The following is an 18901-nucleotide window of genomic DNA, read 5'->3' as shown; positions in this document are numbered from 1 at the left end:
GTTCGGGGCGGCGGTCAGTACGCCGCGTCGACCTGGTAGATCGCGAAGGGGGTGCCGGTCCGGTTGTCCCGGAAGGGCCGCAGCGGCGCGGTGTCGTCGCGGTGGCCCGCACCGCGCTCCCACGCCTCGAACGCGGACCAGCTCTCCCAGCGGCTGACCACGACCAGCGAGGACGGGTCGTGGTTCTGCCGCAGCAGTTCGTTCCCGAGCATCCCGGGCACCGCGGCCAGTCGCCGGCTCACCTGGTGGTAGGCGGCCCGGACGGCCGCCAACTCCTCCTCGTCGCGCGCGATCTGGTAGACCAGGACACGCACCTCAGGCATGGGCGGCCGCCCGGCCCCGGATGTGCGAGACCACCTCCATGGTGTGGAAGGACGCGCCGCTGCGGTACGGGTACAGCCGGGCCCGGTGCTCCAGGTGGGCCTGGCTCTCCTCGAACTCACGGAAGCGCGGCTCGTCCAGCCAGTCGCTGACGATCCAGTAGACCCTGTCCTGGTGGCTGTCCTTGGACAGCCACTGGCCGAGGTTGGCGGGGTGGCCGGTGACGGCTTCGGTGCCGCGGTGCCACTCCTCGACGAACGCGGTCTCGGCCTCGGGCCAGATCTCCATCCGCAGCATGACCCGGAACGTCATCAGGAGATCCCCCCGTCCACGCTGACGGTCGAGCCGGTGACGTAGCGGGAGAGGTCGCTGGCGAGCCAGAGGACGGCGCCGGCCACCTCCTCCGGGGTGCCGAGCCGGCCGAGCGCGGTCTTGGCGCTGTACCGCTCGACCATCACCTGCTGCTGCTCCTGCGGCATCCGGTACAGGTTCTCGGTCTCCACCACGCCGAGCGCGACCACGTTGAACCGGATGCCCCTGGCGCCGAACTCCTTGGCCAGCGAGCGGTTCAGCCCGACCAGCGCGGCCTTGGTGGCGGTGTAGTGGGAGCGCAGCGGGATGCCCGCGTCGACCGCCTTGGAGCCGATGCTCACCACCGAGGAGCCGCCGTGCAGCAGCGGCAGCGCGTGCTGGATCACCAGGTGCGCGGCGGTGACGTTGGTGGTGAAGACCCGCTGGAACTCCTCCAGCGGCAGCTCGGCGTACGGGATGTGGCTGATCGCCCCGGCGTTGTTGACGACCAGGTCGAGCCGGCCGTACGCCTCGCCGGCGCGCGCCACCAGGTCGGCGACCTCCTCGGGCCGGGTCACGTCGGCCCGCAGCACCAGGTGGTTGCCGCCGGTCTCCTTCAACTCGCGCTCCAGCGAGCCGACGTAGTCGCTCTGCTGCTGGTAGCAGGTCACGACATCGACGCCGGCCCGGGCGAGGGCGAGCACGATGCCCCGGCCGACGCCTCGGGTACCGCCGGTGACGAGGGCCTTCTTGCCCTCCAGGGCCAGATTCATGGTCTTCCTCCGTGTGGCTGTGGGGGTCGGTGGTCAGAGCAGGGCGGCCAGCGCTGCGCAGTTGGCGACGAAGGCGAGGATGGCGAGCAGGCTGCGCCTGCGGTTCCACGGCCCCCAGACCGCGCGCGGGTCGAGGTCGGCGAAGTTGTCCGGCAGGTTGTCCGGGTCGATGCCCTGGATCCACTTGTTGACCGGGACGTTCTTGGTGAGCGAGATGGCGATGGTGACGGCGGCGAGTGCCGCGGCCGCCAGGCAGAGCAGCCGGGCGGCGGTGCCGGAGCCGCCGGCGGCCAGCGCCAGGTCACCGGCCAGGGTGCCGACCAGGCAGATCGGCATCAACGGGTCGTAGCGGGTGGCGAAGAACGCGTGGGCGTGCACGTAGCGGTCCGGTGGCAGCGCGGCCAGCAGCGGCCAGCCGCCGAGCTGGGTGCCCAGGAGCACCCCGGCGGCGAGGCCGTTGAGCAGTACCACCAGCGGGGCGAGCAGTGCGGTCACCGGAGGTCCCTTTCCCGGGGTGTCAGGCGCGGGCGCGGGCGGCGGCCTCGACCTTGCCCTTGATCAGGTCCATCTGGACGGCGGTGTTGCGGTTGAGCCGGTCGGTCATGGCCGCGTCGTCGACCGGGGCCTGCGGCTTCATGTGGAAGTCCTGGATCCAGCGCATCCGGACGCCGGCCGCCTCCTCCGTGTACTCCCAGCGGATGTCCATGTACTCGAACGGACCGGTCTCGACCCGGTGAGCCGTGACGGTGCGGGTCAGCGGGTCGGGGGTGCGCCGGGAGACCCAGCTCCACACCGCGCCGTTCTCGTCGGGGTGCATGGTGAGCCGGAAGGTGACGGTGGCGCCGTCGCGTTCGAGCACCTCGGCGGAGGCGTACTCGCTGAACAGCCGCGGCCAGTTCTCCAGGTCGTTGGTGATCTCCCAGACGGTCTCCAGGGGGGCGTCGATGACGATCGAGTTGTCGGTGTGACCGGCCATGGCGGGTCTCCTTCCGTCAGCGTCCGAGGATCAGGGCCGAGGCGAACCCGCCGTGGCCGCGGGCCAGCACCAGGGCGTGCCGGAGCGGGCCGGTCCGGGGTTCGTCGGTGACGAGGTCGAGGTCGCAGCCGGGGGCGAGCGCCTCGACGCCGGGGGTGTGGGGGATGACGCCGTCGCGCAGGGCGAGCAGTGCGGTGGCGACGTCCAGCGGCGCGCCGCCGCCGTAGAGCCGGCCGGTGAGCACCTTGGGGGCGGTGACCGGTACGGCGCGGGGGCCGAAGACCCCGCTGATCGCCCGGGCCTCGGCGAGGTCCTCGGCCGGGGTCCCCGCGGCGTCGGCGAAGACCACGTCGATGTCCCCGGCGGTGAGCCGGGCGTCGGCGAGCGCGGCCTCGACGGTGCGGCGCAGAGCGGGCGGGCGGCCGGAGCCGGGCGCGGGGTCGAAGCCGGCCGCGTAGCCGAGCACCCGTCCGTAGCGCTGTCCGGCGCCGCGCTCGTCGGCCGTGGCGGCCCGTTCCATGACGAGGATCGCACCGCCCTCGCCGGGCAGGTAGCCGGCTGCGGAGCGGTCGAACGGCAGGTAGGCGCGGGCCGGGTCGGGCACGGTGGAGAGCTTGCCGGTGGAGAGCTGGGCGGCGAACCCGTACGGGCAGAGCGAGGCGTCGGTGCCGCCGGTGACGACCAGCCGGGCGTCCCTGCGGGTGAGCCGGCGGGCCTGGCCGATGACGTCGAGCCCGCCCGCCTGTTCGGCGCAGAGCACGCCGCACGGGCCGCGCAGCTTGTGCCGGATGGAGATCTGGCCCGTCGTGGCGGCGTAGAACCAGGCGATCGACTGGTACGCGCCGACCCATTCGGGTTCGTGCTGGTAGAGCGCCTCCATCTCGTGCTGGCCGAACTCGGTGCCACCGGAGGAGCTGGCGGTGACGACGGCCATCTCGTACTCGGGGAGCGCAGCCGGGTCGACGCCGGCGTCGGCGAGGGCGGCCTCGGAGGCGGCGAGCGCGAGGTGGGTCCAGTGGTCGGTCTGCGGGATGAGCCGGCTGGACACCGTGTCGGCGGCGCTGAAGCCGGTGACCTCGCCGGCGAACCGGACGGGGTAGGGCTCGGGGTCGAAGCGGGTGATCCGTTCGATGCCGGACTTGCCGGCCAGGACGGCGGCCCAGTGGGCCTCGACGCCGATGCCGGTGGGGGCGGTGATCCCGATGCCGGTGATCACCGGGGGCTGGTCGTCGGCGGGCATGGTCAGCTCCTCCCGTGGCCGGCCGCGCCGGGCCGGGCCAGGACCATCGCGCTCTGGAAGCCGCCGAATCCGCTGCCGACGGTGAGCACCACGTCGGTGCGGTGCTCACGGGCGGTCAGCGGGACGTAGTCCAGGTCGCAGTGCGGGTCGGCGTTGTGCAGGTTGGCGGTGGGCGGCACGACCTGCCGGTCCAGGGCCAGTGCGCAGGCGGCGACCTCGATCGAGCCGATCGCGCCGAGCGAGTGCCCGATCATCGACTTGATGGAGCTGACCGGGATGTCGTAGGCGTGGTCGCCGAGTGCGCGCTTGAACGCCGCGGTCTCGTGCCGGTCGTTCTGCTGGGTGCCGGAGCCGTGCGCGTTGATGTAGTCGACGGCGGTGGGGTCGAGCCGGGCCCGGTCGAGGGCGACCGAGATGGCCTCGGCCATCTCCCGGCCGTCCCGCTTGAGGCCGGTCATGTGGTGGGCGTTGCTGCGCCCGGCGCTGCCGACGATCTCGCCGTACACGTGGGCGCCGCGTGCCTCGGCGGCGGCCTTCTCCTCCAGGACCAGGACGGCGGAGCCCTCGCCGAGCACGAAGCCGGCCCGGTCCCGGTCGAACGGCCGGGAGGCGTGTTCGGGGTCGTCGTTGTGGGCGGTGGTGGCCCGGATCGCGTCGAAGCAGGCGGCGCTGATCGGCGAGATCGGCGCGTCGGTGGCGCCGGCCAGCGCGACGTCGGCGCTCCCCTCCTCGATCAGCTGGACGGCGTGCGCGACGGCGTCGATGCCCGAGGTGCAGCCGGTGGAGACCAGCGAGACCGGGCCCTCGGCGCCGGCCGCCCAGGCGACCTCCACGGCGAGTGTGGACGGCACCATGTAGCCGTAGAGGTGCGGGACGCCGTAGGTGTGGTCGACGAGCCACTGCCGGCCGCGGTCGCTGAGGACGAGGTACTCCTCCTCCAGGCCCATGGTGCAGCCGACGGCGCTGCCCACGCCGACGGCGATCCGCTCCGGCCGGACAGTGGCCAGGTCGAGGCCGCTGTCGGCGATCGCCTCGCGGGCGGAGACGACGGCGAACTGGGCGGCCCGGTCCATCCGCCGGATCTCGCGGGCCTCCAGGCCGGCCGCGGCCGGGTCGAAGTCCACCTCGGCGGCGACCTTCGAGCGGAACCCGGCCGGGTCGAAGAGGCTGAGCCGCCGGGTGGCGGTGCGGCCCTCGGTGAGCAGCTGCCAGAACGCCTCCCGGCCGACCCCGCCGGGCGCCACCACGCCGATCCCCGTGATCACCGCCCGCCGTTCGGCGGTCATCGGGAACCGCCCACCTGCGGGTTGGCGGCCGCCGGGTGCTGGGCCGGCTCGGTGTCCACGTGGCCGAGTTCGGGGCGCGGCGCGAGCGGCGACAGGTGGAAGGCGCAGTTCGCGGTGGTCTCACCGGTGTTGACGAGCCGGTGCCGGACGCCGATCGGCACCAGCAGCGAGTCCCCGGCGCCGAGGGCGACCGTCTGGCCGTCCAGGGTCATCTCCAGCACGCCGGAGACGACGTGGATGAACTCCTCGGAGTAGGGGTGGTAGTGCTCGGTGACGTGGTCCCCGGGGGCGAGGCGCAGCACGCCGCCGAAGCCGGAGGTGCAGCCGACGGTCTTGGGGCTGAGGGTCACCCGGATGTCGCCGCCGCGCTTGACGTTGGCCTCGACCTGGTCGGCGGAGACCTTGACGGTGCGGGTGATGGTGTCGCGGTCGGTCTCGGTGGTCACTGGATCCGCCCCTCGTCCTTGGTCCACACGTAGAAGGGGGTCGCCATGGCGTCCTTGGGCTCCTTCCAGTTCGGGTCGTACGGGTTCACGCAGGCGGCCAGCCGGGTGTTGATCTCCTCGTAGAGCGGGTGGCTGCGGGCCCGGTAGAGATCGGGCGTGATGTCCTGGTCGGCCTCGACCAGGTGGAAGTAGAGGTCGTGGAACCGGAACAGGGTGCGCCGGGAGACACCGACCAGGTGGGGCAGTTCGGTGGCGTCCGAGTCGCCGAAGATGCCCGCGATGTCGTCCGCCTTGCCCGGCTGCAACTTCGCCACGATGAGGGTTCGGTGCATTGCTGTCCTCCTGCCGCTGGGGTGCCCTTCCGACACGCCGGACTGTTGCAGCGGCAACTGGAGCCAGGCTCAAGAGGCCGTCCAGGCAAGGGACTTGAGGAGAATACGAGCCGCCGGTGGTGGCCTTGGGGCGTTCACCGCCCACCGCACACGCAGGAGCCACCCATGCCGTTCGCCGCCATCACGTACGACATCAAGCCGGGCTTCGAGGCCGAACTCACCGAGATCTTCGGCAGTTTCCGCCGGGTGAGGTCGGACCGGGTCCGCACGGAGAGCGGTGAGGAGGCCGGCCGGATCCTGGCCACCGCCGTGTTCATCCGGGACGACACCCTGGTGCGGGTGATCGAGTACCAGGGTGATCTGGACGCGGTGGCCCGGCACATGGCCGGCCAGCCGGGGGTGCGCGAGGTGGAGCTCAGGCTCAAGCCGTACCTGAGCCGGCTCCGGGACACCGACACGGTCGAGGGGTTCGTGGCGACCTTCCGGCGCAGCCTGCTGCGGACGGTCGCGCAGATCTCGGTCAGGGACACGGCGCCCGCATCCTGACCGGGCGGCGCCGCGCCGCGCCGCCCCGGAACAAGGGCCGGGCCGGTCTCCCCGTGGGGAGGCCGGCCCGGCCCTTCTCCGCTCATCTTCCGAGTGCTGCAACGGTGTTGGCGATCAGTGCGGCCACCGCGAGGGTGGTGCGCAGCAGGTGCCAGCGCCGCCAGAGCGGGCGCGGGTCGGTCCAGTCGGCGGGGAGTCGCTGCGGGTCCTCGACCGCCTTGACCCGCCGGTTGATCGGGACGTTGCACAGGTGGGACACGGCCGAGACGCCCAGCAGCAGGACCGCCGCGGTCACGGCCGCGGCCCGGACGGCGGAGCCGCCGAGGAGCGCCCAGAGGACGTCCGCCAGGGTGGATCCCAGCACGATGGCCGGCATGGTCGGATCCCAGTTCCGCCCGAGCAGCTGATGGGCGTACACGTAGGTGCTGGTGGGCATCGCGAAGAGCGCGGGGAGCACGCTCAGCGCGACGGCGAAGAGCACTCCGGCGGTGACTCCGCTGCCGAGCAGCGCGAGGACGCCCAGTGCCGTGGTCATGGTGGGGCCGCCTTTCCTCGGGTGACCGGGGCGGTCAGGCCCGGTTCGGGTGGGTGTCCACGGTGAGCTGGGAGATCGAGCGCATCAGTGCGTTGCGGAAGTACGCGGCGAAGCCCTCGGCACTGGTGGTGTCCCGCTCCTCGGCGAGGTAGGGGGCGAGCTTCTCCTCCAGCAGATGGACGCCCCGCTGGGCGGCCATGTGCCGGCCGACGGCGGCGAACTCGCCCTCGTAGTGGATGACCCGGATCAGGACGTCGTCCTTGATGAAGACGCCGGTGCCGAGCAGCCGCCCGGCCTCGCTGCCGTCGGCGGCGGCGTAGTCGGGGGTGTCGACCCGCTGGAACGAGGCGAAGATCGCGGCGATCTCGTCCTCGTGGCCCGGCTTGACGCGGTAGGTGATGGCTGCGTACGGCATCAGGCGGCCCGCGTGGCGAGGCTGTGGTTGATCAGGTCGAGGAGCACCCGGGGGGTCTCGGCCGCGATCACCTCGTCGTCCGGGATCACGATCCCGCGCTCGCGCTTGAGCACTCCGGTGACCTGGAGCAGCGCCAGCGAGTCGTAGCCGAGTTCGAGGAACGGTACGTCGGTGACGTCGTCGGTGTCCAGGTCGTAGCCCTCGGCCTCGCCGGCGCAGTCGCGCAGCTTGCCGGTGAGCTCGGACAGGGAGAACTCGCTCATCGTATGCCTCTCTCGTGGGGTGGTGACGGTCGGTCAGATCGCGCGCAGCAGCCGGCCCGGGGTGACGGTGCCGACCAGGTCGAGGCCGGGGTCGGCGTCCAGCAGGGCGCTCTGGAGTTCGCGAAGCTCCGGGGACGGGTCCAGGCCGAGTTCCCGGCTGAGCACGGTGCGCAGCCGCTGGTAGGCCTCGAGGGCGGTGGAGCGGCGCCCGGAGCGGTAGAGGGCGATCATCAACTGGCCCTGGAGCCCCTCGTGCAGCGGGTACTGGGCGCAGAGGCCGGAGAGCTCCCCGACCAGTTCGTGGTGGCGGCCGAGCCTCAGGTCGGCCTCGATCCGGCGGCCGAGGATGCTCAGCCGGGACTCCTCCAGGGAGCGCGCCTCGGCCTCCAGCAGCAGCCCGCACTGGACGTCCACCAGGGCCGGTCCGCGCCAGAGTTCGAGCGCCTTGCGGAAGGTGGCGGAGGCGGTGACGTGGTCCCCGACGTCCATCGCCCGGTGTCCGCGGCGGCAGAGCAGGGCGAACTCGGTGCTGTCCAGGGTGCCGCCCTGGGTGTCCAGCAGGTAGCCGCCGGCCTCGGTGACCAGGACGCTCTTGGCGCCGAGCGGCAGGCCGACGGGGGCCGGCCCGTCCAGCGCGGCCGCGATGCAGCCGCGCAGCTGGAGGACGTAGGTCTGGAGGGTGGTCTGGACGCTGCGTGGGGGGTGTTCGCCCCAGACCTCCTCGATCAGTGCTTCCACCGACACCAGCCGGTCGGCCCGGCAGGCCAACAGGGCCAGGACCTTCCGTGGCTTGCCCGCCGTCGGAACGATGGACACCCCCGACTGGTCGACCCTCAGCGGGCCGAGCAGGCCGATATCCATATCGCCTCTCCCTTCAGGGTTGGGATGCTCTGTTCACTCACCGGCGCTGCGGAGCCCGCGGATGCCATCCCGGGCGGTGCCGGCACCGAGAGGTTCGAACGTGCGTGGAGTTTCCCGGTGCTCGGCCGCGAGTACCACCGACGGGTCGAGCAACTCGCCCAGCAGCCGTGGCAGTTCGCCGTCGCGGACGAAGAAGTGGCCGCCGGCCAGGGTGCGGAGGTGGAAGGCCGAGGTGGTCCACCGCTCCCAGGCGGCGACCGCCGTGGGGGTGGCGATCCTGTCCTCCGCCCCGGCGAACGCCCAGATCGGGCAGGGCAGCGGCGCGGTGGCGCCTTCCCTCAGCGCGCGGCCGAGGACGAGGTCGGCGCGGGTGGTGGCGAGCATCCCGCGCAGCCAGGCCGGGCGGGCGAGCAGTTCCTCGGGCACCCCGCCGAGGCCGGAGAGCAGGCCCAGCAGCCGGGTGTCGTCGGCGTCCGCGGCCGAGATCAGCGGGTTCGGCAGATGGGGAGCCATACAGGCGCCCACCAGGACCCCGGCGGGGGCCCGCCGCCCCGAGTCGATCCGGTGACCGGCGAACCGGTGGGCGACGAGCGCGCCGAGGCTGTGCCCGTAGAAGGCGTAGGGGCCCTCGTCGAGCAGCGGGCCGAGGTGTTCGTCGAGCTCCCGGAAGAGCCGGTCCACGTCGGTGATCCGGTCCTCGCCCAGCCTGGTCTCGCGGCCGGGCAGCCGGACCGGCACCACCGAGACCAGCGGCCCGATCCGGGCGGACCAGCCGGCGAAGGTCAGCGCGCCGGCCCCGGCGTGGTGGAAGCAGATCAGCCGAAGGGGTGCCCCGGGCCGCGGTCCGGCTGCTACGTACTGGTTCACGCGGCCTCCATCGCTCCAGCTGCACCACCGGACGGCGGTGCCCGACGATGGTGGCCAGCGGCTCTGGAAGGTCGCTGGACGTGGGCTGGAGCGGCGACGGAAGGCCCGGAGCCCCCCGGGGCCCGCCCCCGGACCCACCGTGCCGCCGGGCGGACGGGTGTCCGGGGGCGGGCCCCGGGGTCTGCGGCGGGCTCAGCCCACCAGCCGGCCGCCGCGCAGCAGCGGGGCGGCGGCCTCCGGCCCGTACTCGTCCAGCGGTTCACCCCGCAGGATGGCCCGCTGGAGCAGCTGGAGCTGTCCCGACGGCTCCAGCCCGAGCTCGTCGATCAGGGTGTCGCGCAGCTTCTGGTACACCTCCAGCGCGCGAGGAGCCCGCCCGGCGCGGTACAGGGCGACGATGAGGTGGGCGTGCAGCGCCTCGTCCAGCGGGTGGTGGCCGGTGAGTGCCGACAGTTCGCCGATCACCTCGTGGTGGCGGCCGAGCCGCAGGTCGGCGCGGATGCGCCGCTCCAGGACGCCGATCCGGCACTCCTCCAGCCGGGTGGCCTCGATGGCGAGCTGGTGACCGTGCCGGACGTCGACCAGCACCGGTCCGCGCCAGAGCGCGGAAGCCGCGCCCAGCAGGCTGGCAGCGGCCTCCATGTCCCCGACCGCGAAGGCCGCGTGGCCGGCCGCGGTCAGCCGGTCGAACTCGTGGGCGTCCACCGCGCCCGGCGGCACCTCCAGGACGTAGCCGCCGTGCCGGGTGGCGAGGGTCCGCTCGGCGCAGAGGGGCTCCCCGCTCTTCACCGCGGCCGCACGGAGCTTGCGGCGCAGCTGGAGGATGTACGTCTGGAGCGTGGTGGTGGCGCTGCGCGGCAGGTCGGCGCCCCACAGCTCCTCCATCAGCTGGGGAACGGAGACGATCCGGTTGGCGTTGAGCGCGAGCAGCGCCAGGATCTGGCGCGGCTTGGCCGCCGTCGGGACGATGGACAGACCCGAGGCGGCGGCGGTCAGCGGGCCGAGCACCTGAATTTCCATCCGAGGACTTCCCCCATCTCTCCGCGATGCCGGGCTGCGGGATGCGTCCGGTCATTCTGGATCGTGACACGAGGGAGAGCCGCCATGACAGTGAGATCTTCAGGAATCGGACAGGAAGTAACCGCCTTGACGTGCTGTGAGATTCTCACGGCCGCCGGGTGACGGCCGCACTGGTGGCGGGCCGGCCGCCGGGTGGATGATGGCAGGGTCAGCTTGGGGTGCGGGCGGCCGGTCCCCCGGTGAGTTCGGCGAGGAGGTCTCCCGCCACCCGCAGGGCGTCCACGCCGTCCCCGGTCTGGCCGAAGCCGGTGTCGCAGAGCGCGAGGCTGACGGTGTAGCGCTGTTGGATCACACAGGTGTGGAAGGCCCACTCGGCTCCGGTGCCGGGGGAGCCGTCGGGCAGCCGGACCTCGCCGGCCTGCCGGTCCCGCGGTCCGAAGCCGAACTCGGTGAAGCGGAACCGCATGCCCTGGCCGATGGCCTTGCTGTAGGCCTCCTTGAGGGTCCAGAGCCGGACGAGCGCGCTGTTGCGCTCCTCCTCGGGCATGCGGTCCAGCTCCTCCTGCTCGTGGCGCGTGCACATCTGGGGTTCGGTGCCCAGGCCGGTCATCTGCCGGTCGGTGAGCTCGGCGTCCACGCCGATCCAGCCGCGCCGGGTGAGCCCGAGGACCAGCAGGTCCGCGGTGTGGCTCAGGCTCAGGTCCAGCTGGCCGAAGCCCCGCAGGTACGGACGGCCGCCGAGCTTGTAGGCCAGCTCCAGGGCCTGCGGGGGTTCGCCGACGACGGCGCCGGCGGTGTGCTTGAGCATCATCCGGGAGGCGACGAACCGGGCCCGGACGGCCGGGTGCCGCATCCGCCGGAACCGCGCGTGGTCGGGCCCCAGTTGCTCCGGGAGCCGGGGGTCGGCGAGGTCCCCGGGCAGCCAGTCCTCCATCCGGGCGTGCACGAGGGCGCTGCCGTGCCGTTCCATCGCCTCGCGCAGCTCGTCCCACGGCCCGTCCGGCCCGCGGGCCTGGACCGGGTGGGCAAACACCCGCCCGGTCCGTGCGTCGGGCGCCGGTTCCAGCGAGCGGGCCATCTCAGGCCGCCCCGGCCGGTGCCAGCCGCCGGTTCAGGTACTCCAGCAGCGTGCCGACGGTGTGCAGGCTGGGCAGCACCTCCGGCATGGAGAGCCCGCCGAGCTCGGGGAAGTGCTCCTCCAGCGAGGCCTTGAGGCTCATCAGCATCACCGAGTCGAAGCCGAGGTCGTCGGCCAGCTGGAGTTCCTCGTCCAGCTCGTCCTCGCAGGGGCCGCCCGGCTCGGGCTGGAGCAGGTCCGGTGTGAGCTCGTCGGCCGCGGCGAGCAGGACGGCCTGCAGGCGCAGCGTGACGGAGGCGGGCGCGGTGGTGGTCGGAGTGGTCATGAGCGGGCCGCCGGGCCGGACGGGCGGGCGGCGGCGAGGCCGCCGAGGTGGACGGCGAGCTCGTCGACGGTGGCGAAGCGGTAGACCGTGCCGGGATCGAGGCCGAGCGCGAAGAGCTCCTCGATCTCGCCGTACAGGGCGAGGGCGACGACCGCGTCCAGGCCGTACTCGGTCAGCGGCACGTCGGGTTCGACGGGGGCGTCGCCCGGCAGGTGGTCGCGGAGCCGGGCGGTGAGCCAGCCGTACAGCTCGTACTCGGTGCCGTCGACCGCGGTGATCACCAGCGACTGCCAGTCTGTCGTTCCGGTTGTCATCAGCTGTCCCCGTCTCCTCGGAGGGTGGGCGTGCCACCGGCCAGTGGCGTGTCGTACAGGTCGTAGCTGCGGCGCCCGCGGTAGCGCCGCAGGACTTCGGCGAGCAGCGGTCCGTCGTGGTCCGCGGCGCTCTTCGGGGTGGCGGTGCCGAGCCGGCGCAGCAGCCTGGTGAGGGCCGCGGCGATCCAGCCGGTGCCCGCCAGGAACCCCTGCCCGGCCTCCCGCTGCCCGCGCCAGACGCCGAGGCAGGCGGCGGCGGTGAGCAGCAGGGCGTACCGGTCCGCGAGGGCGTGGCCGCGTGGGTCGGCGAGGGCGGGGCGGCCGTCCCGGTCGAGTGCGGCGCAGCCGTCGCGCAGGGCGGCCAGCTCGTCGACGAACAGCCGTGCCAGCACGGCGAGTTCCGGGTCGGGCGCCTCGCGCTCCAGGGCCGCGGCGGAGGCGGGCAGGGAGCCGGCGAGCGGGTCGCCGGTGGCCGCCGGGCCGATCAGGCCGAGGTCCAGCGGTGGAAGTCCGCCCGCCTCCAAGCGGAAGAGCGCGTCCGGCGCCCCGCCCTCGGTGAACCACGACTGCGCGGCCAGTCGCGGCAGTTGGGGGACGACGGTGGCCCGGCAGGCGGCCGAACCGGCCGCGCCGAGGCCGATCATCGGGAGATCGCGGACGTTCTTCGGGAACTCCCCGTACGCTCCGGCCGGATCGTGGAACTCGGCGCCGAGCAGGGTGGAGAGCTCGTACGCGGTGTCGGTGAGCAGTTGCGGCAGCAGGTACTTGACGGCCGCCGCGTAGAGCGCGGTCCCGGCCGGGGCCAGGTGGGCCGCGCGGGTGGCGACCAGCGCCAGGCAGTCGCACATCAGCAGGTCGACGAAGGCGCCGGCCAGGGTGGTGCGGGCGTGCGAGACCCGCTGCCGGCCGTCGCCGTCGTCGGGGCGCTCCTCGGCCACGCCGCGGTCGACGGCGCAGGCGACGGCGGTGCGCAGCGCGGTGTCGGCGCTGCCGAGCGCCACCGACGGGCCGACGCTGCGGATCAGGGGGAAGACCCGCAGGGCGAGTTCGAGGCCGCGGCCGGGGCCGCCGAGCAGGGCGCCGCCGGGCACCGGGCAGTCGGCGAACTCGATGCCGTCGACCAGGCAGCCCCGGACCCCGAGGGTGCGCTGCCGGGGCAGGGCGGTGGCCGCTCCGGCGGGCAGCTCGGCGCGTTCGACCAGCAGCGCGGAGTGGCTCTCCCGGCCGCTGCCGGTGCGCGCGAACAGCACCAGGGCGTCGGCCCGGCCGACGTTGGCGAAGGCCTCCTTGCGGCCGCTCAGCCGGAGGCCGGCCGGGCCGTCGCCGCCGGGAGGCGCCCCGGTGGCGGTGAGCTCGTTGGCGAGGAAGCTGCTGCCGCGGGCCAGTTCGGGGTAGGCGACGACCAGCCGGCCGCCGGCGTGCAGCAGCCGGGCGGCGGTCCGGCGCTGGGCGGGGGTGCCGGCCGCCCAGACCGCCACCGCCGCCTGGAAGCTGGTGACACCGGAGCCGAGGCCGAGCGACGCGTCGCGGCGGAACACCGCGCGGACGACCCGGGCCAGGCTGTCCAGCTCGGTCAGCCGGCCGCCGAGCTCGGCGGGAACGAACTCGTCGTTCAGCCCGAACCGCTCGACCAGCAGCTCGGCGGCGGCGAGCGGCTCCTCCCGGGCGTCGGCGGCGAGGAACGCGGCACTGCCGGTCGGGTTGTGCGGGTCGTCCGGGTCGCCGAAGGCCCGTTCCAGCTCGGCGATCCGCCGCCGGACCTCCGCCTCGGCGGCGCCGGGCGGCGGGAACCCCGCCGCCGGCGCCGATGCCGCTCCCGTGCTCACCCCGCCGCGCGACTGCACCTTTCGTCTCCTTCCCTGGCCGGACCGGTGGCCGGTGGCTGGGGCATGGTCAGCAGCCTGCCCTCGCCCACCGTGGTGTGCAGCGGCTTGATCCGGCCGGTCAGGAAGAGCTGCCGCATCGCCGTTCGCCGCAACTTGCCGCTGGTGGTGCGCCGGACGGTGCCGGGGCGCACCAGCAGCACCTGCTCGACGGCGACGCCGAACTCCTCGGCCACGCACCGCTGGACGGCTCCGGCCAGGGCCGGCAGCTCCTCCTCGGCGCCCCCGGTGCGGACCTCCTGGACGACCACCACCTGGTCCTGGTCGGCGCCGACGGTGAAGGCGGCGCCGGAGCCGAACAGCACGCTGAGCTTCTGCACCTGCTGCTCGATGTCCTGCGGGTGCAGGTTGCGGTCGGCGACGATGAGCAGCTCCTTCAGCCGGCCGACGACGAACAGTTCGCCGTCGTCGAGGAAGCCGAGGTCACCGGTGCGCAGATGGCCCCCGCCGTGCTGCGGCCCGGCGCCGGAGGGCCGGGCGTGGAAGAGCTCCGTGCTCTCCAGGTGGCGGTTCCAGTAGCCCTGGGCGACGGCGTCACCGCGGAGCCAGATCTCGCCGACCGTGCCGTCCGGCAGCGGGGCGGTGCTCTCCGGGTCGACGATCAGCACCTCCAGGCCCTCGGCCGGCCGGCCGACCGACACGAAGCTGCGGGAGGCCCTTCCGGGCACGGCCGCGACCACCCGGTTCTCCGCGAGCGCCGCCGCGTCCACCTCCCGCCGCCCGGGCCGGGGTGCGGGGCCGCCGACGGTGGCCAGCAGGGTGGCCTCGGCCATCCCGTACCCGGGCCGCAGCGCGGCGGGGCGCAGCCCGGCCGGCGCGAAGCGGGCGGTGAAGGCGTCCAGGGTCTCGGCCCGGACCGACTCCGCGCCGGTGACCGCGACCTCCCAGCGGCTCAGGTCGAGCGCGGCGGCCTGCTCCTCGCCGACCCGCTGCACGCAGAGCCGGTACCCGAAGTCGGGCGCGCCGGAGACGGTGACGCCGTAGCGGTCGATCATCTGGAGCCAGCGGACGGGCCGCTGGGCGAAGGTGAGCGGCGGGAGCAGGACGGCGCCGGCGCCGAGGTAGAGCGGGTGGAGCAGCTGGCCGATCAGGCCCATGTCGTGGTGGAACGGGAGCCAGCCGCCGATCCGGGAGTGCTCGGTGGTGCCGAGGGCCCGTTGGATGGCGCGCTGGTTGGCGAGCAGGTTGGCGTGGCCGACCACGACGCCCTTGGGTTCGCTGACCGAGCCGGAGGTGTACTGGAGTAGTACGGGCTGATCCGGCCGGGCGGGCGGGCGCACCCAGGCGTCCGGGTCGCCGAGGTCGGGGCGGTCGGTGGCCAGGCACGGGATGTGCGACTGCCCGGCGTTCGCGAGCAGTTGGGAGACCAGCGGGCCGTGCGCGGCGTCGGTGAGCACGTAGCCGGCGGCGGCGTCCTTGAGGATGCCGGCGAGCCGGTCGTCCGACTGCCGGGTGCCGCTGGGCGGGGGCGCGGGGACGGGGATCGCCGCGGCGTAGAGGCAGCCGAGGAAGGCCGGGACGAACCCGGCGCTGTCCCCGTGGCAGAGCACCACCCGCTGGCCGGCCGGCTGCCCCTGTTGCAGCCACGAGGCGATACGTTTCGCCGCCCGGTCCAGCTCCCCGTAGGTGACCGCGTGGCCCGCCAGCGGGTCGGCACCGGGCTGCCCGGGCCCGGCTCCCTCACCGTGGACGAAGCGGTAGACCTCGCGGTCCGCCAGCTCTTCGCCGCGGCGCAGCAGCAGTTCGGTGAAATCGGCAGCTCTGGCCACCACAACCCCCATGACATCTGGTCCGACGGAGCGTCACGCACACCCCGGCCGCCCTGCGCGCCACTGGCCACGGGACGGCTGCTGGCCTGCACGCGCCAGAGCATGCGTACGGCCGCTCAAGCGCCGCTCGAAGCCCCGAGGACCGCCACGCCGCCGCTACCAGCCCCGCAGCCTGGTCAGCACGCGCATCCGCCCGAGCTGCCGGGCCATCATCAACTCCGTCTCGCTGAGCGGAACATCGGGGACCACCTGCTCGGGGTGGTGCTGCCCGGGCGAGCTCGACGAGGCGGCCGGGGCAGCCGGCTCCGGACGGTCGGCGGCCTCGGAACGGACGGCGGGCTCCGCGCCGGGCACCGCCTCGGGAGCGGAGCGGCCCAGCACGTGCATCAGGGCGTACGTCGGCGGAGTGAACCCGTACATCGCTCCCAGGATCGCCAGCGGCCGAAGAAATGCCGACAACCACCGCTCTGTGCCGGTGATCTCGTGCCTCATGCGTCCTCCTCTCGGACGGTCGATGGCCGCGAGCGTGCCATCCCACCCTCGAGAACGACTCGGGACCGGTACCGGAGGTGGGCATCCTGCCGACGATCCCACCGGCGCGGGCCGCGGGCCAGTGCACGGCTCCCGATCCGGCCGTGACTTCCTCACATCGAAGCGGTGACACGGGCACTGGTCGAGGATCGCTCGGATTTCGTTCACTACTTCCCTGAGCACAGGTCCGACGCCCATCCGTCCCGCGGCCCGCTACCGCCATCTCAACGGAGGAAATCATGTCCATAGACAAGGACTGGCGTTTCGCAGAGGTCATCCTGCGTGCCTGGACCGAGCCCGGTCTGCGCCACCGGTACGAGGACGACCCCGCCCAGGTGCTGGCCGAGGCCGGCATCCAGACCGTGCCCGGGGAGCCGCTGCCCGCGCTGCCGCTCGCCGAGGAACTCGACGTGGTGACCGAGCTGTTCGACCTGCTGCCCGCCCAGGCTCCGGCGACCGCACTGTGCCTGAGCATCCGGGACGCCGAGTTCGAGCCCCTCCTCGCCGGGGCGGAGGCCTGATTCCATGACCGTCAGCGGGGGAAACGAGCGGGCCGCCCTCATCGGCTTCAAGGACCACCTCCGTCCGAAGGTGGTCCCCGGGGACGCCGTCTACCTGATGTCCGAACACGGGGTGACGGCCGTCCGGGGCCCCCATCTGGCGGCCCTGGTGCCCCTGCTCGACGGCACCAGGGACCTCCCGGCGCTGCTCGGTGCGGCCGCGCCCGCCGTTCCCCCCGCCCAGGTCGCCCGGATTGTCGGCGAGCTGACCCGGCGCGGGCTCCTCGACCACCGCCCGCCCCGGGAGCGCGCCGAGACCGGCCGCGACGGCGCCGACAGCGCCGCCCGGGCCTACTGGGAGCAGGCCGGCGGCTCCGCGCCCGCCCCCACCGGCACCGTCCGGATCGTCACCCTCGGCGAGCTGGACCCGGCCCCACTGCGCGCCGCCTGCCGCAGCGCCGGGCTGGTCCACGCCTCGCCGGGCGCCCCCGCCGCCCTCGACCTGGTGATCTGCAGCGACTACCTGGACCCCCGGCTCGCCGCCCTGGACGCCGGCTACCGCGCCGACGGCCGGCCCTGGCTGCTCGCCAAGGTGACCGGCACCACGCTCTGGGCCGGCCCGGTCTTCCGCCCCGGAACCGGCGCCTGCTGGCACTGCCTCGCCCACCGGCTGCGCGGCCACCGCTCGGGCGCGGAGCCCGTCCGCCGCGCACTCGGCGACGCGCCGTTGCCCGTCCCGCTGGCCGCCCTGCCCCTCACGGTCGGGCTCGGTGCCCAGCTCGCCGCGCTGGAGTGCGCCCACTGGCTGGCCGGGCACCGCGCCGGGGAGGACGCCCGGGTGGTCACCCTCGACACCCTGACCCTCGCCAGCCGCTCGCACCGCCTCACCCGGCGGCCGCAGTGCCCGGAGTGCGGCGACTCCTCGCTGATGACCCGGCAGGCCGCCCGCCCGGTGGAGCTGGCCCCCCGCCGGTGCACCGTGCGCAGCGGCGGCGGCCACCGCGCGCTCTCCGCCCAGCGGATGCTGGACCGGTACGGGCACCTGCTCAGCCCGGTCACCGGCGTGGTCAAGGAGATCCGGCGCGACCCGCGCGGCCCCGACCTGCTCAACGTCTACCGGGCCGGGCACAACCTGGCCCTCGGCGCCCGCCACATGTCCGACCTGGCCGGCTCGCTGCGCCAGGAGAGCTGCGGCAAGGGCCGCACCCCGCTGGACGCCCGGGTCGGCGCGCTGTGCGAGGCGGTCGAGCGGATCAGCGGCCTCTGGCAGGGCGACGAGGCGCGGGTGCGCGGCTCGCTGCACAGCCTCGGCCCGGACGCAGTCCACCCCGGCAGCTGCCAGCTCTGGGACGAGCGGCAGTACGCCGACCGCGCCCGCCGCAACGCCGACGGCCACCCGTTCCACCAGGTCGCCGAGCCCTTCGACCCGGACGCGGAGCTGGACTGGTCGCCGGTCTGGTCGCTCACCCGCAAGCGTCAGGTGCTGCTGCCCACCGCGCTGCTCTACTACAACGTGCCCGACCGGGCCGGCCGGCGGATGGTCCACGCCGACTCCAACGGCTGCGCCGCCGGCGGCACCCTGGAGGACGCCACCCTGCAGGGCCTGCTGGAACTGGTCGAACGCGACGCGGTGGCCCTCTGGTGGTACAACCGCACCCGCCAGCCGGCCGTCGACCTGGCCGCCTTCGGCGACCCGTGGACCGCCGAGGTGAGCCAGGCACATTCCGAACTCGGCCGCCAGGTCTGGGCGTTGGACCTCACCTCGGATCTGGGCGTGCCGGTCTTCGCCGCGCTCTCCCGCCGCACCGGCCGACCGGCCGAGGACATCGTGTTCGGCTTCGGGGCGCACCCGGATCCGGCCGTCGCCCTCAGCCGCGCGCTCACCGAGATGAACCAGCTGCTCCCACCGGTGCTGGAGGCCCGCCCGGACGGCACCGGCTACGGCTGCACCGACCCCGTCGCCCTGCGCTGGTGGCGCACCGCGTCCCCCGACACCATGCCCTACCTCGCCGCCGATCCGGCCGTCCCGGCCCGGACGCCGCGCGACCACCCCTACCGCCCGTCCGGCGACCTGCTCGACGAGCTGCGCCGGCTGCAGGGCGTCCTGGAACGCCGGGGCCTGGAAGTCTGCGTCCTGGACCAGACCCGACCCGACCTCGCGCTGCCCGTGGTCCGTACGCTCGTCCCGGGCCTGCGGCACTTCTGGCCCCGCTTCGCGCCCGGCCGGCTCTTCGACGTCCCCGTGGCGCTGGGCCGGCTGTCCCGTCCGACCCCGTACGACGAGCTCAACCCGATCCCGCTGTTCGTCTGAGCCCGCTCCCGTCCGGGG

Annotated in this window: 24 protein-coding genes; 3 read left to right on the top strand and 21 right to left on the bottom strand. The window is 74.0% G+C overall.

The genetic code is table 11. From position 1 onward, the window contains the following. Positions 1–14: 14 nt before the first annotated feature. Genes OG286_RS35450 through OG286_RS35410 form a run of 9 tightly spaced genes read right to left on the bottom strand, consistent with a single transcriptional unit; the run spans position 15 to position 5665 of the window. Entirely contained in the window at positions 15–323 is a 309-nt protein-coding gene (locus tag OG286_RS35450) for an antibiotic biosynthesis monooxygenase family protein (protein WP_396323595.1), read from the bottom strand. Next, positions 316–633, bottom strand: coding sequence for an antibiotic biosynthesis monooxygenase family protein (locus tag OG286_RS35445; RefSeq protein ID WP_396323596.1), 318 nt, complete (start codon positions 631–633; stop codon positions 316–318). Before OG286_RS35445 ends, OG286_RS35450 begins: the two co-directional genes overlap by 8 nt. After that, positions 633–1385, bottom strand: coding sequence for an SDR family NAD(P)-dependent oxidoreductase (locus OG286_RS35440; protein ID WP_396323597.1), 753 nt, complete (start codon positions 1383–1385; stop codon positions 633–635). Before OG286_RS35440 ends, OG286_RS35445 begins: the two co-directional genes overlap by 1 nt. A gap of 33 nt (positions 1386–1418) precedes the next feature. Continuing rightward, positions 1419–1880, bottom strand: coding sequence for an anthrone oxygenase family protein (locus tag OG286_RS35435; RefSeq protein WP_405358766.1), 462 nt, complete (start codon positions 1878–1880; stop codon positions 1419–1421). Between the two features lie 22 nt (positions 1881–1902). Then, on the bottom strand, positions 1903–2361 hold the full coding sequence (locus OG286_RS35430) for an SRPBCC family protein (RefSeq protein WP_396323599.1): 459 nt from the start codon (positions 2359–2361) through the stop codon (positions 1903–1905). 16 nt (positions 2362–2377) lie between these two features. Further along, a complete protein-coding gene (locus OG286_RS35425) occupies positions 2378–3601 on the bottom strand; it encodes a ketosynthase chain-length factor (protein ID WP_396323600.1) in 1224 nt (407 codons plus the stop codon). A 2-nt stretch (positions 3602–3603) separates the two neighbouring features. Beyond that, a complete protein-coding gene (locus OG286_RS35420) occupies positions 3604–4887 on the bottom strand; it encodes a beta-ketoacyl-[acyl-carrier-protein] synthase family protein (RefSeq protein ID WP_396323601.1) in 1284 nt (427 codons plus the stop codon). Next, the gene (locus tag OG286_RS35415; protein WP_396323602.1) at positions 4884–5333 is read right to left on the bottom strand and encodes a cupin domain-containing protein; all 450 of its coding nucleotides are present in this window, start codon (positions 5331–5333) and stop codon (positions 4884–4886) included. Before OG286_RS35415 ends, OG286_RS35420 begins: the two co-directional genes overlap by 4 nt. Further along, positions 5330–5665 carry a TcmI family type II polyketide cyclase gene (locus OG286_RS35410; RefSeq protein ID WP_396323603.1) on the bottom strand — a complete coding sequence of 112 codons (336 nt, stop codon included), beginning with the start codon at positions 5663–5665 and terminating at the stop codon, positions 5330–5332. The genes OG286_RS35415 and OG286_RS35410 overlap by 4 nt, the downstream gene beginning before the upstream one ends. A 165-nt stretch (positions 5666–5830) precedes the next feature. Here OG286_RS35410 and OG286_RS35405 point away from each other — a divergent pair, with 165 nt between their 5' ends. Beyond that, positions 5831–6211 (top strand): SchA/CurD-like domain-containing protein, encoded by a 381-nt coding sequence (locus OG286_RS35405; RefSeq protein ID WP_405358767.1) that lies wholly within the window; start codon positions 5831–5833, stop codon positions 6209–6211. A gap of 82 nt (positions 6212–6293) precedes the next feature. On the opposite strand, the gene OG286_RS35400 is transcribed toward OG286_RS35405, so the two are convergent. From OG286_RS35400 to OG286_RS35345, 12 genes are all read right to left on the bottom strand, one after another. Beyond that, positions 6294–6746 carry a DUF1772 domain-containing protein gene (locus tag OG286_RS35400; protein WP_396323605.1) on the bottom strand — a complete coding sequence of 151 codons (453 nt, stop codon included), beginning with the start codon at positions 6744–6746 and terminating at the stop codon, positions 6294–6296. Positions 6747–6780: 34 nt separating this feature from the next. Next, complete coding sequence (locus OG286_RS35395) at positions 6781–7161, bottom strand: SchA/CurD-like domain-containing protein (protein WP_396323606.1); 381 nt, start codon at positions 7159–7161, stop codon at positions 6781–6783. After that, positions 7161–7424: an acyl carrier protein gene (locus OG286_RS35390; protein ID WP_396323607.1), complete on the bottom strand. Its 264-nt coding sequence runs from the start codon at positions 7422–7424 to the stop codon at positions 7161–7163. Before OG286_RS35390 ends, OG286_RS35395 begins: the two co-directional genes overlap by 1 nt. 33 nt (positions 7425–7457) lie before the next feature. Further along, positions 7458–8285 (bottom strand): BTAD domain-containing putative transcriptional regulator, encoded by an 828-nt coding sequence (locus OG286_RS35385; protein ID WP_396323608.1) that lies wholly within the window; start codon positions 8283–8285, stop codon positions 7458–7460. A gap of 33 nt (positions 8286–8318) precedes the next feature. After that, on the bottom strand, positions 8319–9152 hold the full coding sequence (locus OG286_RS35380) for a thioesterase II family protein (RefSeq protein ID WP_396323609.1): 834 nt from the start codon (positions 9150–9152) through the stop codon (positions 8319–8321). Between the two features lie 192 nt (positions 9153–9344). After that, positions 9345–10172: a BTAD domain-containing putative transcriptional regulator gene (locus tag OG286_RS35375; protein WP_396323610.1), complete on the bottom strand. Its 828-nt coding sequence runs from the start codon at positions 10170–10172 to the stop codon at positions 9345–9347. 208 nt (positions 10173–10380) lie between these two features. After that, positions 10381–11205, bottom strand: a complete 825-nt coding sequence (locus OG286_RS35370) for a 4'-phosphopantetheinyl transferase family protein (RefSeq protein ID WP_405358768.1) — start codon at positions 11203–11205, stop codon at positions 10381–10383. Between the two features lie 46 nt (positions 11206–11251). Further along, positions 11252–11575, bottom strand: a complete 324-nt coding sequence (locus OG286_RS35365) for an acyl carrier protein (RefSeq protein ID WP_396323612.1) — start codon at positions 11573–11575, stop codon at positions 11252–11254. Further along, positions 11572–11889: an acyl carrier protein gene (locus OG286_RS35360; RefSeq protein WP_396323613.1), complete on the bottom strand. Its 318-nt coding sequence runs from the start codon at positions 11887–11889 to the stop codon at positions 11572–11574. The genes OG286_RS35365 and OG286_RS35360 overlap by 4 nt, the downstream gene beginning before the upstream one ends. After that, entirely contained in the window at positions 11889–13733 is a 1845-nt protein-coding gene (locus OG286_RS35355) for an acyl-CoA dehydrogenase (RefSeq protein WP_396323614.1), read from the bottom strand. Before OG286_RS35355 ends, OG286_RS35360 begins: the two co-directional genes overlap by 1 nt. After that, positions 13712–15541 (bottom strand): fatty acyl-AMP ligase, encoded by a 1830-nt coding sequence (locus OG286_RS35350; RefSeq protein ID WP_396323615.1) that lies wholly within the window; start codon positions 15539–15541, stop codon positions 13712–13714. The genes OG286_RS35355 and OG286_RS35350 overlap by 22 nt, the downstream gene beginning before the upstream one ends. Positions 15542–15697: 156 nt before the next feature. Beyond that, positions 15698–16033: a DUF6059 family protein gene (locus tag OG286_RS35345; protein WP_396323616.1), complete on the bottom strand. Its 336-nt coding sequence runs from the start codon at positions 16031–16033 to the stop codon at positions 15698–15700. Between the two features lie 278 nt (positions 16034–16311). Here OG286_RS35345 and OG286_RS35340 point away from each other — a divergent pair, with 278 nt between their 5' ends. Both OG286_RS35340 and OG286_RS35335 read left to right on the top strand, forming a co-directional pair. Further along, complete coding sequence (locus OG286_RS35340; protein ID WP_396323617.1) at positions 16312–16593, top strand: hypothetical protein; 282 nt, start codon at positions 16312–16314, stop codon at positions 16591–16593. A 4-nt stretch (positions 16594–16597) separates the two neighbouring features. Continuing rightward, complete coding sequence (locus OG286_RS35335) at positions 16598–18883, top strand: TOMM precursor leader peptide-binding protein (RefSeq protein WP_405358769.1); 2286 nt, start codon at positions 16598–16600, stop codon at positions 18881–18883. Positions 18884–18901 lie beyond the last annotated feature (18 nt).

The sequence above is a fragment of the Kitasatospora sp. NBC_00039 genome (assembly GCF_045160625.1).
In the GTDB taxonomy this organism is placed as follows: domain Bacteria; phylum Actinomycetota; class Actinomycetes; order Streptomycetales; family Streptomycetaceae; genus Kitasatospora.
The sequence above is the reverse complement of the archived record's forward strand: the minus strand, read 5'-3'. Positions and strand labels throughout refer to the sequence as shown.

Bases quoted from the DNA above. Each gene is read 5' to 3' on its own strand.
- OG286_RS35450 (WP_396323595.1), bottom strand. From the start codon at position 323: ATGCCTGAGGTGCGTGTCCTGGTCTACCAGATCGCGCGCGACGAGGAG.
- OG286_RS35445 (WP_396323596.1), bottom strand. From the start codon at position 633: ATGACGTTCCGGGTCATGCTGCGGATGGAGATCTGGCCCGAGGCCGAG.
- OG286_RS35440 (WP_396323597.1), bottom strand. From the start codon at position 1,385: ATGAATCTGGCCCTGGAGGGCAAGAAGGCCCTCGTCACCGGCGGTACC.
- OG286_RS35430 (WP_396323599.1), bottom strand. From the start codon at position 2,361: ATGGCCGGTCACACCGACAACTCGATCGTCATCGACGCCCCCCTGGAG.
- OG286_RS35425 (WP_396323600.1), bottom strand. From the start codon at position 3,601: ATGCCCGCCGACGACCAGCCCCCGGTGATCACCGGCATCGGGATCACC.
- OG286_RS35420 (WP_396323601.1), bottom strand. From the start codon at position 4,887: ATGACCGCCGAACGGCGGGCGGTGATCACGGGGATCGGCGTGGTGGCG.
- OG286_RS35410 (WP_396323603.1), bottom strand. From the start codon at position 5,665: ATGCACCGAACCCTCATCGTGGCGAAGTTGCAGCCGGGCAAGGCGGAC.
- OG286_RS35405 (WP_405358767.1), top strand. From the start codon at position 5,831: ATGCCGTTCGCCGCCATCACGTACGACATCAAGCCGGGCTTCGAGGCC.
- OG286_RS35400 (WP_396323605.1), bottom strand. From the start codon at position 6,746: ATGACCACGGCACTGGGCGTCCTCGCGCTGCTCGGCAGCGGAGTCACC.
- OG286_RS35395 (WP_396323606.1), bottom strand. From the start codon at position 7,161: ATGCCGTACGCAGCCATCACCTACCGCGTCAAGCCGGGCCACGAGGAC.
- OG286_RS35390 (WP_396323607.1), bottom strand. From the start codon at position 7,424: ATGAGCGAGTTCTCCCTGTCCGAGCTCACCGGCAAGCTGCGCGACTGC.
- OG286_RS35385 (WP_396323608.1), bottom strand. From the start codon at position 8,285: ATGGATATCGGCCTGCTCGGCCCGCTGAGGGTCGACCAGTCGGGGGTG.
- OG286_RS35375 (WP_396323610.1), bottom strand. From the start codon at position 10,172: ATGGAAATTCAGGTGCTCGGCCCGCTGACCGCCGCCGCCTCGGGTCTG.
- OG286_RS35365 (WP_396323612.1), bottom strand. From the start codon at position 11,575: ATGACCACTCCGACCACCACCGCGCCCGCCTCCGTCACGCTGCGCCTG.
- OG286_RS35360 (WP_396323613.1), bottom strand. From the start codon at position 11,889: ATGACAACCGGAACGACAGACTGGCAGTCGCTGGTGATCACCGCGGTC.
- OG286_RS35345 (WP_396323616.1), bottom strand. From the start codon at position 16,033: ATGAGGCACGAGATCACCGGCACAGAGCGGTGGTTGTCGGCATTTCTT.
- OG286_RS35340 (WP_396323617.1), top strand. From the start codon at position 16,312: ATGTCCATAGACAAGGACTGGCGTTTCGCAGAGGTCATCCTGCGTGCC.
- OG286_RS35335 (WP_405358769.1), top strand. From the start codon at position 16,598: ATGACCGTCAGCGGGGGAAACGAGCGGGCCGCCCTCATCGGCTTCAAG.